General features: G+C 40.4%; 11 protein-coding genes. 9 read left to right on the plus strand and 2 right to left on the minus strand.

All coding sequences use genetic code 11. The features are described from left to right. Positions 1-115: 115 nt before the first annotated feature. Complete coding sequence (locus tag AB1Z56_RS01535; protein WP_075991716.1) at positions 116-2,641, minus strand: ATP-dependent Clp protease ATP-binding subunit; 2,526 nt, start codon at positions 2,639-2,641, stop codon at positions 116-118. A 185-nt stretch (positions 2,642-2,826) separates the two neighbouring features. On the opposite strand from AB1Z56_RS01535, the gene ettA reads away from it, so the two are divergent. The 9 genes from ettA (at position 2,827) to uxuA (ending at position 13,505) form a co-directional block, all read left to right on the plus strand. Next, complete coding sequence (ettA, locus tag AB1Z56_RS01540) at positions 2,827-4,509, plus strand: energy-dependent translational throttle protein EttA (RefSeq protein WP_426790896.1); 1,683 nt, start codon at positions 2,827-2,829, stop codon at positions 4,507-4,509. An 11-nt stretch (positions 4,510-4,520) separates the two neighbouring features. Further along, positions 4,521-5,711: a PAS domain-containing sensor histidine kinase gene (locus tag AB1Z56_RS01545; RefSeq protein ID WP_309365119.1), complete on the plus strand. Its 1,191-nt coding sequence runs from the start codon at positions 4,521-4,523 to the stop codon at positions 5,709-5,711. A 36-nt stretch (positions 5,712-5,747) separates the two neighbouring features. After that, positions 5,748-6,815 carry a response regulator gene (locus tag AB1Z56_RS01550; protein ID WP_313266615.1) on the plus strand — a complete coding sequence of 356 codons (1,068 nt, stop codon included), beginning with the start codon at positions 5,748-5,750 and terminating at the stop codon, positions 6,813-6,815. Positions 6,816-7,048: 233 nt separating this feature from the next. Beyond that, complete coding sequence (locus tag AB1Z56_RS01555) at positions 7,049-7,465, plus strand: lactate dehydrogenase (RefSeq protein ID WP_309365123.1); 417 nt, start codon at positions 7,049-7,051, stop codon at positions 7,463-7,465. A 1-nt stretch (position 7,466) separates the two neighbouring features. Continuing rightward, positions 7,467-8,837, plus strand: a complete 1,371-nt coding sequence (gene hemN / locus AB1Z56_RS01560) for an oxygen-independent coproporphyrinogen III oxidase (protein WP_426790897.1) — start codon at positions 7,467-7,469, stop codon at positions 8,835-8,837. Between the two features lie 9 nt (positions 8,838-8,846). Next, on the plus strand, positions 8,847-11,240 hold the full coding sequence (locus AB1Z56_RS01565; protein ID WP_426790898.1) for a heavy metal translocating P-type ATPase: 2,394 nt from the start codon (positions 8,847-8,849) through the stop codon (positions 11,238-11,240). Positions 11,241-11,245: 5 nt separating this feature from the next. Then, positions 11,246-11,434 carry a cbb3-type cytochrome oxidase assembly protein CcoS gene (ccoS, locus tag AB1Z56_RS01570; protein ID WP_075991720.1) on the plus strand — a complete coding sequence of 63 codons (189 nt, stop codon included), beginning with the start codon at positions 11,246-11,248 and terminating at the stop codon, positions 11,432-11,434. Positions 11,435-11,513: 79 nt separating this feature from the next. Beyond that, positions 11,514-12,332: an SDR family oxidoreductase gene (locus AB1Z56_RS01575; protein WP_088160737.1), complete on the plus strand. Its 819-nt coding sequence runs from the start codon at positions 11,514-11,516 to the stop codon at positions 12,330-12,332. Positions 12,333-12,344: 12 nt separating this feature from the next. Then, the gene (gene uxuA / locus AB1Z56_RS01580; protein ID WP_313266618.1) at positions 12,345-13,505 is read left to right on the plus strand and encodes a mannonate dehydratase; all 1,161 of its coding nucleotides are present in this window, start codon (positions 12,345-12,347) and stop codon (positions 13,503-13,505) included. A gap of 143 nt (positions 13,506-13,648) precedes the next feature. Here the strand turns inward: uxuA and AB1Z56_RS01585 are convergent, their stop codons facing one another. Beyond that, positions 13,649-14,671, minus strand: a complete 1,023-nt coding sequence (locus AB1Z56_RS01585) for a LacI family DNA-binding transcriptional regulator (protein ID WP_309365135.1) — start codon at positions 14,669-14,671, stop codon at positions 13,649-13,651. Positions 14,672-15,198 lie beyond the last annotated feature (527 nt).

Consider the following 15,198-nt stretch of genomic DNA (forward strand, 5'->3'; position numbering starts at 1 on the left):
TTTTTTATTATAGGACGATAAAATAGTGCGAAAGTTTAACGCCAACTTTCTTTACAACAAAAAATGCACCATAAAGGTGCATTTTATTAAAATTATTTTTAAAGACAGCGTAAGCTTACTTCTCGGCTGTATCTTTTGATGACTTAGAATCTGAGCTAGAAACCTCAATATCTTTGGTTTCAGGATTAATGCTCACGGTCAAAACTGAACCAGTTTGCACATTTCCTTTGAGGATTTCTTCTGCAATCGGATCTTCAAGGTATTTCTGGATTGCTCGTTTTAATGGACGCGCACCAAAATTACTGTCATAACCTTTGTCCGCAATGAAATCTTTTGCCTCATCTGTCAAATTGATCGTATAACCCAAATCAGCGATACGTTTGAACAATGATCTCAACTCAATATCAATGATTTTGAAGATATTCTCTTTTGTCAATGAATTGAATACAATTACATCATCAATACGGTTCAAAAATTCTGGAGCAAAGGCTCTTTTCAAAGCGGTTTCAATAACTCCACGTGAATGCGCATCAGATTGTTGTGATTTTGCCGCAGTGGTGAAACCAACACCCTGACCAAATTCCTTCAATTGGCGTGCACCAATATTTGAAGTCATAATGATTATGGTATTTCTGAAATCTACTTTACGGCCCAAACTATCTGTCAATTGGCCTTCGTCCAATACCTGTAGCATGAGGTTAAACACATCCGGGTGAGCTTTCTCAATTTCATCCAGTAAGACAACCGCATACGGTTTACGACGTACTTTTTCGGTCAATTGACCACCTTCTTCGTAACCAACGTATCCTGGAGGCGCTCCAACAAGACGAGATACGGCAAATTTCTCCATGTACTCGCTCATGTCTATTTGGATCAGCGCATCTTCTGTATCAAACATAAATCGCGCTAATTCCTTAGCCAACTCTGTTTTACCGACCCCAGTAGGGCCTAAGAAGATAAACGACCCGATTGGTTTTTTAGGATCCTTCAAACCCGCACGTGTACGTTGTATAGCTTTTACCAATTTACCTACAGCGTCATCTTGACCAATGATTCTTCCCTTCATCAACTCAGCCATATTTAACAGTTTTTGACTGTCTGTTTGACTAACACGTTGTACTGGAATACCTGTCATCATGGCCACTACTTCAGCAACATTTTCTTCTGAAACAGTATAGCGTTTAGACTTCGTCTCTTCTTCCCAAGCGATTTTTTCTTTCTCGAGCTCCTCGATCAATTTTTTCTCTGTATCACGCAATTTAGCAGCCTCTTCGTATTTTTGACTACGAACGACTTTGTTTTTCTCCAATTTGACCTCTTCAATTTTATTCTCAATGTCAATAATGGATTGCGGTACATGAATATTGTTTAAGTGCACGCGAGAGCCTGCCTCATCCAAAGCATCAATAGCCTTGTCTGGTAAAAACCGGTCTGTAATATAACGTGTTGTTAACGACACACAGGCTTCGATCGCTTCGGGAGTATAAGTGACATTGTGGTGATCCTCATATTTCTCTTTAATACGATTTAATATTTCAACCGTTTCATCATGTGTAGCCGGTTCGATCGTTACACGTTGGAAACGACGGTCCAAAGCACCATCTTTTTCAATGTATTGACGATATTCGTCCAATGTGGTTGCACCGATACATTGTATTTCTCCTCTTGCCAAGGCTGGTTTGAACATATTGGAAGCATCCAATGATCCTGAAGCACCACCTGCACCAACGATGGTGTGAATCTCATCGATAAATAAGATGACATCCGGTGATTTCTCCAGTTCATTCATGACCGCTTTCATACGTTCCTCAAATTGACCACGGTATTTCGTACCCGCTACCAAAGATGCTAGATCCAGGGTGACGACACGTTTATTGAATAATACACGTGAAACCTTACGTTGAACAATGCGAAGCGCAAGTCCTTCAGCAATCGCTGATTTACCGACACCCGGTTCACCGATCAACAAAGGATTGTTCTTCTTGCGTCGGGATAAAATTTGAGATACACGCTCAATTTCTTTTTCGCGGCCTACGATAGGATCCAATTTACCCTCCTCGGCAGCTTTGGTCAAATCACGGCCAAAGTTGTCCAGTACCGGAGTTTTGGATTTAATATCCGAAACTTTTTTTGGCTGGATATATTGATCATCTTCAGCAAAATCATCATCGCCAGTAGGAGAGCCCGGAGCCTCATCCTTGATCGTCGTTCTATTTTGCTCAACTTCAGATTTGAAGATGTCGTAAGTCACATTGTATTGTTGTAAAATCTGAGAAGCAATATTATCTTCATCTCGTAAGATAGCCAATAATAGATGCTCCGTTCCGATGATGTCCGATTTGAATATTTTAGCCTCCAAATAAGTAATCTTCAAAACTTTTTCAGCCTGTTTTGTTAATGGCATATTGCCGATAGGAGCGCGTGAAACCGATGCCCCCTTCACTGCGTCCTCCACAGATTGACGTAGTGCTGTTGTGTCAATGCCTATGTTTTTAAGGATCTTTATCGCCATTCCATCGCCTTCACGAATCAATCCGAGCAATAAATGCTCTGTTCCAATATAATCGTGACGCAATCTCAAAGCTTCCTCTCTACTGTACGATATGACATCCTTTACGCGCGGTGAAAATTTTGCTTCCATTGAATACCTTTCTGTTTTATATTAAGGATATATAAATGTAGTAAATTCTGCATTTCAAACCTTAAAATTATTTTAAATAATGTCATCAACAATTAAGCCATGACCTTTGTACGTCCAAAATGTCAGTATAAAAGATTACATTTGTATGTTAATATAACAAGAGTTTTCGAATTTTTTTAATTTTTATGTCAGACGAGAAGATCATTTTTTCGATGGCGGGTGTCAACAAAATCTATCCGCCTCAAAAACAAGTTTTAAAAAATATCTATTTATCTTTTTTCTATGGTGCTAAGATCGGTGTAATCGGTTTGAACGGATCCGGTAAATCTTCCCTATTAAAAATTATCGCTGGATTGGATAAATCATATCAAGGTGAGGTGGTGTTCTCCCCAGGTTATTCTGTGGGGTATTTGGCACAAGAACCTCAATTGGATCTTGAAAAGACTGTTCTTGAAGTCGTACAGGAAGGTGTCGCTGAGATTACTTCGATCTTACAGGAATACGAAGAAATCAACGAAAAATTTGGACTACCAGAGGTGTACGAAAATGCCGATGAGATGGACAAATTGTTGGCACGACAAGGTGAACTTCAAGATAAAATTGATGCCACCAACGCTTGGGAAATCGACTCAAAATTGGAAAGAGCAATGGATGCTTTACGTTGCCCTGAGCCAGATGCGAAGATTGTCAATTTGTCAGGTGGTGAGCGCAGACGTGTAGCATTATGTCGCTTATTGTTGCAGGAACCGGATGTCTTACTCTTAGATGAACCAACCAACCACTTGGATGCCGAATCGATAGACTGGTTAGAACAACATTTGAAACAATATAAAGGAACGGTCATTGCCGTTACCCACGACCGTTATTTCTTGGATAACGTAGCCGGATGGATTCTTGAACTGGATCGCGGCGAAGGTATTCCTTGGAAAGGAAATTATTCTTCTTGGTTAGATCAAAAAGCAAAACGCTTGGCACAGGAAGAAAAACAGGAGACTAAACGTCAAAAAACCTTGGAACGTGAGCTTGAATGGGTGCGCATGGCCCCAAAGGCACGTCACGCCAAATCGAAAGCACGTTTACACAACTATGAAAAACTAGCTTCCGAGGAAACGAAAGAACGCGAAGAGAAATTGGAATTGTTTATTCCACCGGGCCCACGTCTGGGGAACTCTGTCATTGAGGCAACGAATATTTCCAAAGCATATGGCGATCGCATTTTATTTGAAAACTTAAGTTTCATGTTGCCGCCGGCAGGTATCGTAGGGATCATTGGACCAAATGGTGCGGGTAAAACAACTTTATTCCGCCTGATCACAGGGCAGGAAACACCGGATACGGGTTCTTTCAAGGTCGGAGAAACAGTGAAATTGGGCTATGTAGACCAAATGCACCATGACCTCGATCCTGAAAAATCGGTTTGGGAAAATATTACGGGAGGTAGCGACAATATGATATTGGGTAACCGCTCGGTGAACTCAAGAGCTTACGTTTCCAAATTTAATTTTAACGGTGCTGATCAACAAAAGAAAGTAGGTGTACTTTCCGGTGGAGAACGTAACCGTGTTCACCTGGCCATTACCCTTAAAGAGGGTTCAAATGTACTCTTGCTCGATGAGCCAACCAATGATATTGATGTAAATACCTTGCGGGCACTGGAAGAAGGTTTGGAAAACTTTGGTGGTTGTGCCGTTGTGATTTCCCACGATAGATGGTTTCTGGATCGTATTTGTACCCATATCCTTGCTTTTGAAGGCGATTCGCAGGTTTATTTCTTCGAAGGTAACTATACCGAGTATGAAGAAAACCGTAAAAAACGTGTGGGTGATGTAACGCCACATCGTATTAAATACAAAAAATTGGTTAAATAGAAGAGAGAATCATGGAGAGCGGAAGGCTTTTGGCTGCAATAATAGACCACGCTATCGATGGCATTATCACCATAGACAACAGGGGGCATGTGGAAAGCATTAACCCTGCTGCCTTGGAATTGTTTGGTTATCAGGCTGAAGAGGTGATTGGAAATAATATCTCCATGCTGATGCCTGAACCCGATCGTGGTAATCATGATGGTTATCTACACAATTACCAAACCACGGGACACAAGAAAATTATTGGAATTGGCCGTGAAGTGATGGGCTTGAAGAAAAATGGAGAAACATTTCCATTTCGCCTGGCAGTCAGTGAGGTTTGGCTAAAGGATAAAAATATTTTCACGGGTTTTATTCACGATTTATCGCGTGAGAAAGCTGCCGAGGATATGCTCAAGCAACATGCCGCCGAACTCGAACATAAAGTCAGTGAACGTACACGCGATCTGATCTCCATGGTGTCCGAGCTGGAAAAGGCTAAAGCTGAAGTCTCCAAATCCCTGGAAAAAGAAATTGAACTTAACCAGCTGAAATCAAGATTTGTATCCATGGCTTCACATGAATTCCGTACACCTTTGAGTTCTGTACAGCTTTCGGCTTCTTTGATTGAAAAATATTCGGAGCGACCGGATGATAAGGCAAATATCATTAAACATACCAATAAGATTAAAGGGGCTGTTCAGCTGCTGACCAGTATCCTGAATGATTTTCTTTCTCTGGAAAAATTGGAAGCAGGTATTGTTGTCATGAATAAGCAGTATATCAATTTAGTAGAGCTTGCCGAAGAGATCACCGAAGAGATGCAGTTGATCTGTAAGAAGAATCAGCATATTGTATACCAACATACCGGAGAAATTGGGCATTTTACCCTGGATCCCAATTTATTGAAGAATGCTTTGGTCAACTTGATCTCCAATGCGATCAAGTATTCTGGGGAAGATACGTTGATTGAATTTACAACATGTATTGATGATGAGGGTTGTTTAATTTCGGTAAAGGATAATGGTATCGGTATTCCAGAAGAGGATCAGGTGCATTTATTCGAACCTTTTTTTAGGGCTCATAATACAGGGAATATCCCTGGTACAGGATTAGGCTTGAATATCGTCAAGAGGTACATTGGACTTATGGAAGGTAATATGGAATTTGAATCTGAAGTACACAAGGGAACTTCATTCAGGGTAAGCTTTAAAGAAAGCTGAACCTGGAGATAAGCATGACAGAATAAATAATGCCAGATGAGAAATAAAAAGACAATCTTAATTATTGAAGATAATATTGATATCCGAGAGGGAACGACCGAAATATTGGAGTTAACAGGAAGGTATGATGTCATTACGGCCGAAAATGGACGTATTGGAGTCGACTTGGCAACAAGACATATTCCTGATTTGATTCTCTGTGATATTATGATGCCCGAACTGGATGGTTACGGTGTCTTATTTATGTTGAGCAAAATTGAAAGTACTGCTAAAATTCCTTTCATTTTTCTGACTGCCAAGGCGGAACGCGCAGATATGCGTAAAGCAATGGAGATGGGAGCGGATGATTATTTGACCAAGCCTTTTGACGATGTCGAATTGATGAACGCAATAGATGTACGCCTCAAAAGACATGAACAGCTGGCCGCAGATACCCCACAGGAGGAAGATTTGAGTTTGAGCGCCGAAGAGCAGGTGTTATTGCTGCAAGAGCTGCTTGCCAATTCACGTGTCAAAACAGTGAAGAAAAAACAGTCTATTTATGAAAAAGACGATTCGCCAACATATGTATATTTTGTAAAATCTGGTCAGGTGCGCAGTTTTAAGTCTTATAAAGATGGACGGGAACTCTCTACAGGTATCTTTATTGAAGGAAATTACTTTGGCTATGCATCGATTTTGTTGAATGATAATTACGAAGACTACGCTGAAGCAGTTGAACAAAGTGAAATTGTGTTGGTGCCAAAGGACAGTTTTTTGGAGCTGCTATGGAAAAAACCTGCAATAGCCAGTAAATTTATTAAGCTTCTTTCGGTAGATTTACGTGAAAAGGAAGAACAATTGCTAGGCTTTGCCTATCATTCTGTCCGCAAGCGCGTCGCCAATGCTTTGATTAGCGTTGCTGAAAAAAGTGGCGTCAATATCAATGAGGTTAATGCCTGTACAATTGATGTGACACGGGATGGTTTGGCTTCAATTGCCGGCACAGCAAATGAAACAGTTTCCCGTATGCTTTCAGATTTTAAAGAAGAAAAACTGATTTCGAAAGAAAAAGGTAAGATATATATCAATTCGATCAAAAACCTACGCGATGTGAAACAGTAACGATTAGCAAGCGAAGATTTAAAAATCAATATGCTCAAAAAGGCGTGTTCAGTTTTTCTGGATGCGCCTTTTTTTTAACCTTTCATCGCAATTGCTGCTTGTGAAATCATGATGTTTTTTGCGAATTGTGATAAATATCATTTAAAGTATGGTGCTGCATCATGTTTTTGCCCGAATGCATGATTTACTTTTGTTATTAGGATAAACCCTTAATTGGTGATTGTAGAATCAGAATGAAAGTAGTAGTATATAATGTGAGGTCATTTGAAAAAGAATTTTGGGCATTGGCAAATGCCAAGCAGCATGATTTGACCTTGATTTCAAATGGATTAAATTTAGAGACACAGAATTATGCACGCGGCAAGGATGCGGTGGTTATTTCTGTGAGCGATATTTTGGACGAGAGTATGCTACTTAACTTAAAAGGATTAGGGATCAATAAGATCATGACAAGAAGTAAGGATACCGCTCATATCGATTTGGTGAAGGCTGGAGATCTGAATATTCAGATAGCCAATGCGCCATTTGAAGATCAGAGCCCAAAAGGACTGGCAGAGCAAACTGTCCGGAATCTCAACCTCTGGGGAATAGAAAAATGTGTTGGTAAAGCCTGTTGTTGCCTAAACGACTGTGCTAAAAAAATAAAGTAAAATGATTACATCGCAGCTTACAATGGAAGAATTGGTGCAGAAATATAATGTTGCAGCACCACGTTATACAAGTTATCCCACTGTCCCCTTCTGGGATAATGAAGCATTTTCCAAGATGGCGTGGACAGATCAAGTCTATCAGACCTTCAGCCAATCGAAAGAAAAGGGAATTAGCCTGTATATCCATCTTCCTTTTTGTGAAAGCCTTTGTACTTATTGCGGTTGCAACACGCGTATTACAAAAAATCACCGCGTTGAAGAACCCTATATCGCAGCTCTTTTGAAGGAATGGGAAATGTATGTCGCATTATTTAATGGTGAAAGACCATTGTTGGCAGAAATACATTTGGGAGGCGGTACACCGACCTTTTTCCATCCGGATAATTTAAGGATGCTGATTGCCGGAATTCTTGCCCATGTAGATGTAGCACCGGGTAGCTCATTTTCTTTTGAAGCTCACCCGGCAAATACAACGTCCATGCATTTACAGACCTTATTTGATTTGGGATTCCGCCGTTTGAGCTTGGGCATACAGGATTTTGATCCGCTTGTCCAATTTGTCATCAATAGGCATCAGAGTTTGGAAGAAGTGGAAGAGGTGATGCAGAATGCTCGGAAAATAGGCTTTGGGTCCATTAACTTTGACTTGATTTACGGACTTCCTAAGCAGAGCTTGGCCACAGTCGAAGATACCATTCAAAAAGCCATGCTGCTAAACCCAGACAGAATCTCGTTTTATAGCTATGCACATGTGCCTTGGATTAAGCCGGGACAGCGTCATTATACCGAAGCTGATCTGCCTAATGGTGCTGCCAAACTCGCGCTGTATAATCTTGGAAAAAAAATGATTTTAGCACATGGCTATGAAGATGTTGGTATGGATCATTTTGCGAAAAGGGATGATGAGTTATTTATGGCTTTTCAACAAGGAAGATTACACCGTAATTTTATGGGCTATGCCGATCGGTTTAGTCCCCTGCTAATCGGTATTGGGGTCTCTTCGATCAGTGATGCATGGGGGGCATTTGCGCAAAATGTAAAGACTGTAGAAGAATATCATAAGTTAATTGAAGCCGGTGTATTGCCGGTGGTAAAGGGACATTTGCTCAACGAGGAGGATCTTCTTATCAGACGGTATATCTTGGATATGATGTGCAAAGGAAAAGTGCAGTTGCGGAAAGGAGCACCGTTGAATGAGCAGATTATCGAAGAATTGTCTGAACTGGTTGCAGATGGTTTAGTCTCTATAACGGGCGATCTGATTCAATGTACTGCCGTTGGGCGCTCTTTTTTGAGAAACATCTGTATGGCCTTTGATCAGCGACTATTACGGTCGAGGGTGCAAAATCAATTATTTAGTCAGGCAATTTAAAACGAAGGTATGACAGAGCTAAGGGATGAAATACAACTTGCAGAAAAATGTTTCCATTGCGGCGATAAAATTGAGGAAACGGGCTACCAGCTCGATCAGCATGATTTTTGCTGTCTAGGATGTCAGACGGTCTACCAAGTGCTGAACGATAGTGGTATGCAGCAGTATTACCGCTATAATCAGCATCCGGGTAAATCGAATAAATCCAAGCAAGAAGATTTTTCCTATCTGGATGAACCACAGATTGCCGGCAAATTAGTGGATTTTAAAGATGATAAGATGACCATCATCACCTTTTATATTCCGGCTATTCACTGTAGCTCCTGTATCTGGTTGCTTGAAAATTTATATAAACTCAATCCCAATGTAATGCAGTCCCGCGTGGATTTTATGAAGAAACAGGCGAGCATCACATTCAATCACAACGAGCTGCCATTGAAAGACCTGGTTTATCTTCTGGTCAATATCGGTTATGATCCTAAAATCACTTTGCAGGATGTTGTGAAGGAAGGAAATCGAAATAATCTGAATCCTTTGGTCGCAAAAATTGCTGTTGCCGGTTTCTGTTTTGGAAATTCAATGCTATTCAGTTTTCCTGATTATTTTGGGATGGGAAGTTTTGAAAAAGAGTACGCCAATTTTTTTGGATACATTAACCTTGCTTTTGGTCTTCCGGTTTTGTTATACTGTGCGTCGGACTACTTTAAATCGGCCTATTTGAGTTTGAAACAAAAGCGATTGAATCTAGATGTGCCCTTGGCTCTGGGAATCCTCGTGTTATTTTTGCGTTCCGCGTTTGAAGTGATTACACAGACGGGCGCAGGTTTTACGGATACGCTCTGTAGTCTTGTATTTTTTATATTGATCGGAAAATGGGTGCAACAACGTACCTATTATCATATCTCATTTGAACGGGATTACCGGAGTTATTTTCCGGTGGCTGTAACAGTATTGACCGAATCGGGGGACAAGCCTGTACAATTGGGAGATGTACATATAGGTGACCGGATTTTGGTTCGGAACAATGAGATTATCCCTGCCGATGCGATACTTTTAAAAGGTGATGCTGCGATAGATTTCAGCTTTGTGACTGGAGAATCAAGTCCCGTAAGTAAAACTCTTGGCGAAATTATCTACGCTGGCGGGCGTCAGACAGGAGAGGCGATAGAACTTGAAGTTGTCAAACCTATTTCACAATCCTATTTGACCAAACTATGGAATAATGAAAATTATAAAGATTATGACAAGCATTTTCAGACTTTTGTCAACTTTATAAGTAAATATTTTACTGTTGTTTTATTGGCTATTGCACTATTGGCGACACTATTTTGGGCCGTTGATGGGAGTGCAAGCAGGGCTTGGGGAGCTTTTACGGCGGTATTGATTATCGCATGTCCATGTGCGTTGGCGTTGAGCTCTCCATTTACCCTTTCGGCTGCGTTAAGTATTTTTGACCGAAATAAGTTCTACGTAAAAAATACCGCTGCCATCGAACAGATGGCAACGATTGATACTCTTGTGTTCGATAAGACGGGTACCATATCATCTCCTAAAGCAACCTCCATTTATTTTGAAGGTAGTCTTTCAGCAGTTGACAAAAAGCTACTAAATGCAGTATGTAGAAACTCTAGTCATCCATTGAGCCGTGAGATTGTCAAGTGGCTGAATGTCTCTGCTGATATTTCGGTACAGGATTTTAAAGAATTTCCGGGAAAGGGGATGCAGGCTAATGTAAGTGGCAAGGAAATTAAAATCGGTAGTGCTAATTTTCTGAATATCGGTAATATTAAAACAGATGGTTCTGTGGTTTTTATTCGTATAGGTGAGGAGTTAAAAGGATATTTTACCATGGAGCAATCCTGGCGGGATGGCCTTTCGGCTTTGATTGAAGATTTTAAAGTCGAATACGACCTTCATTTAATCTCAGGGGATAACGATCGGCGTCTGGATGCACTGCAGTTAATTTTTCCCTCGAATGCAAGTTTGCTTTTTAATCAATCACCAATGGAAAAACTGGAAGCCATTCAAAATTTTCAGGTAGCAGGAAAGCATGTCTGCATGATTGGTGATGGCCTGAATGATGCGGGGGCATTGCGTAAAGCAGATTTGGGCATCGCCGTGAGTGATGATATCAATAACTTCTCTCCCGGCTGCGATGCGATACTGGATGGGGAGTCATTTTCAAAAATGCCGGATTTCTTTGCTTTTAGCAAAGATGCGGTAAAAGTAATACATATGAGCTTTGGTATATCACTTTTATATAATGTAATTGGATTGAGCTTTGCTGTGCAAGGTATTATGTCGCCGTTATTTGCCGCGATTCTAATGCCAATAAGTACGGTAACGATCATCTCCTTTACAAGTCTCATGACGAGGTGGTATGCCAAACGCCGCAAACTCTAGTTGTTATGGAAATAATGTATATTTTGATCGGTTGTAGTGTTTTGTTGGCTTTGGTTTTCCTATGTGCTTTTTTCTGGGCAAATAAAACCGGTCAGCATAATGATACCTATACACCTTCTATACGGATTCTGTTTGATGATGAAACGACAGAAGGGGAAGATAAAGAAGGTGACGTAACTAAAACGTTATCGTAATTAAATCAATTACTTTTTTTTGTAATTAAGGTTATTATCAATAAAATTGGGGGTAAATACCAATTTGAAATAAAAATACATGCATAATAATCCATTTTCATTAAAAGATAAGGTAGTTGTAATTACGGGAGGTACAGGGATTTTAGGCGAAGCATTTGTTGAGGCTTTGGCCGAGGCAGAAGCCAAAGTCGCAGTACTTGGACGTAATGGACAAATCGGAGCGGAGCGTGTCCAGCAGGTAGAGTCTGTTGGTGGCGAAGCTATATTTGTTGAAGTTGACATCATGAACGAACAGGATGTCACACGGGCGAAAGATGAAGTTTTGCAAAAGTGGGGTAGGATAGACGCTTTAGTAAACGCCGTTGGGGGTAACATTCCCGGTGCAACAATTGGTGCCGATCAAGATTTATTTGCGAGTAATATTCAGGATACCATTAAAGCTATTGAGCTTAACCTTTACGGAACGATGATTCCTACGCATATTATCGGCCGTGTGATTGCGGAGAGCGGAAAGGGAGTCATCATCAATATATCTTCCCTCACAGCTAGTCGTCCTTTTACACGTGTTTTGGGCTATACTGTGGCAAAACACGGTATCGATGGTTATACAAAATGGATGGCCACCGAACTCGCTCAGCGTTATGGCGATCAAGTTCGTGTCAATGCAATCGCTCCCGGCGTATTCTTAACCAAGCAAAACAAAAACTTATTGATCAATCCAGACGGTACTTATAGCGACCGTACCAAACGTATTCTTAATGGAACTCCCTATAACCGTTTGGGTGACCCCCGTGAGTTAAAAGGAACTTTAATCTATTTATTGAGCGATGCGTCGGCCTTTGTGACAGGAGAGACTGTCTTTGTCGATGGTGGTTTTAATGCATGGTGTGGCGTTTAATTAAACTTTAAGATGAAAAAATTAGAACAAACCTGGCGTTGGTATGGGCCCAATGACCCCGTATCATTACAGGATATCAAACAGGCTGGAGCTACTGGTATTGTGACAGCATTACATCATATTCCACATGGTGAAGTATGGCCACTTGCTGATATTCAAGAAAGAAAACGCATTATAGAAGATGCTGGTCTTACTTGGTCTGTCGTAGAAAGTGTGACCGTACACGAGGAGATTAAGACAAAAGGAGCTAAAGTAGATGAATACCTCCAAAAATATAATGAGACATTAACCAATCTCGCCCAATGTGGTATCAAAACAATCTGTTATAATTTTATGCCCGTGTTGGATTGGACACGTACACAATTGGACTTAACTATGGCGGATGGTTCGAAAGCACTCTACTTTGATTGGATTGATTTGGCACTCTTCGACATATTTATATTAAAACGAGACGCCGCTCACACGGAGTATCCCGAAGATGTTGTTAAACGTGCAACTTTACGATTTGATGAAATTGCCGAACAACAAAAAGAGGAATTGGCAAATGTTGTCTTAATGGGAATTCCAGGAGAGAAAAATGTGGAATTAGAAGCATTGAAAGCAAGCATTGACACCTATAAGCATATTGGAAAAGACGGTTTACGTGATAATTTGGTTTATTTTCTTCAGGGAATTGCGACAACCTGTGAGGAGAATGGTATATGTATGACCATTCACCCTGATGATCCACCGTACCCTATTTTAGGTTTGCCCCGCATTGCCAGTAATGGTGAGGATTTCGATTATTTTTTAAATGCAGTTCCACAACAATTCAATGGCGTTTGTTTTTGTACGGGATCTTTGGGTGCTAGTCAGACAAACGACTTGCCTGCTATCTTAGAAAAGATTAAAGGGCGTGTGAACTTTGTTCATTTGCGAAATGTGAAGAAAGATGCGATTGGAAGTTTTTATGAGGCAGATCATTTGGATGGTGATGTCAATATGTATAAAATTATGAAAATCTTGGTCGCTGAAAACCAGTTGAGATCTACAGCTATTCCATTTAGGCCAGATCATGGCCACCAGATGCTGGATGATCTCAATAAGGTGACGAACCCAGGCTATTCTGCTATTGGAAGATTGAGAGGGCTTGCAGAATTGCGGGGTTTGGAATATGGTATTATCGGTGAATAATACCAAGGAGCAAGTTTAATGATCTATAACTTTAGGTCTGGACCGTTTATAAAAAAAGCAGCCGGGAAATTGGAAGCGATGTTCTTCCTGTTTCTCGGCTGTTTTACTTTTAAATGCTTCTTCGAAGCTTATAATGACTGAAATTATAAAGAAGATTTGCGAATGATAAGCTGCGTCGGAAGCTCAATCGTTTCAAACTCATGTATTGGTCTCGTTTGGTTAATGGTGGCGATTAATTTATTTGTTGCCAATTCACCAATTTCGGTAGCTGGCTGCACAACTGTGGATAGCGCCGGATTTAAGGAGGCGGCAATTTGCGTGTTTGAAAAACCAATAACGGCAACTTGGGACGGGACTTCAATCTGCAGTTCAGCCAAAATACCCAATGTTCTGGTTGTAATAACATCTGTTGCTCCAAAAATTGCATCTATATTCTTGTTCTCAATGTATTCCCGAAGTAAGATTTCTTTTATCGTTCGATCTATATCGGTGGTATTATTGAAGCTGCATTCGATATAATGTTTGTTATTGAACGGGATGCCCGCATCTGATAAAGCCGATTTAAAGCCATTTAAACGCTCGGCTGCAACGCCTAAGTTCTTTCCGGTGATATGTAAAATATTCTTTTTGCCTTGTTCGATGAGGTGTTTTGTAGCATTATATGCACCTTGAAAATTATTGACACCCACTTTGAATGTATCAAGCTGGTGATTGATACGATCAAAAATAACAACAGGTATCTGCGATTTGATTAATGTTTTGAGTTCGTCAATGTTTGAATCCGAAGAGACCGGAGATATCATTAAACCATCAATGCCTCGCATACGCAAAACGTCAATACAATTTTTTTCGATCCGCTCGTCTTCCCGACTTTGCATGAAAATAACATCATAGACCGTCTGTTGAGAGGCTATTTGAATTCCATCGAGGATTTGTGAAACGAATGTATTGCTAATGTTGGATACGATAACCCCTATTGTATTGGATTTTCCTATTTTTAAGCTTCGCGCCAACTTATTTGGATGGAAATTGTGCTTTTTGGCATATTCTTGAACCATCTTTTTAGTTGTCTCACTTATTTCGTAGCTGTCTGATAATGCTTTGGAAACCGTCGAAACAGAAATATTGAGTGCCAATGCTATATCTTTCAGGGTAGTTCTGCTCATCGCTTTGGTGGTTATTTTAAGAAGATAAATCTACATAAAAAAATAGATAAATAGGTTTTTTATCTTGATAAGTGGACCAATGCTGCTATTATTTGGCTTTTCATATTGATATTTTGCTTGTTTCAGCGGCAGTTTTGACAAAAAGGGGAGGCCTGTTGTTACCCCGCTTAGGCTCAAATTGTATACTGATTTGTAATTAACACCAATATAACACCGTTTTAACAGGGGGTTTATAGGGGTTGTACCCCTGCTAACCCCCTGTTAAACCCCTGTTATCCCCCTGTAATACCCCTATTAATTATTAACAAAAGTTGAACGAAATTGGCAATAGATACAGTGCGAAGCCTGTCTCCATACTATATATGATGACCTAGGTTCTTTGAATGGCCCAATCTGGCAGCTGGATCAGCCGTTATTTGCCAGCTGCTGCACCTCCCGCTACCAAAAACCAAAAAGAATCTCGCACCTTTACAGGCAGTTAAGGATAAAATGAAAATAATAAGAACAAAAGGCTTGGAAGTTTGTAT

It is taken from the genome of Sphingobacterium sp. WOUb80 (assembly GCF_050058145.1).
Taxonomy (GTDB): domain Bacteria; phylum Bacteroidota; class Bacteroidia; order Sphingobacteriales; family Sphingobacteriaceae; genus Sphingobacterium.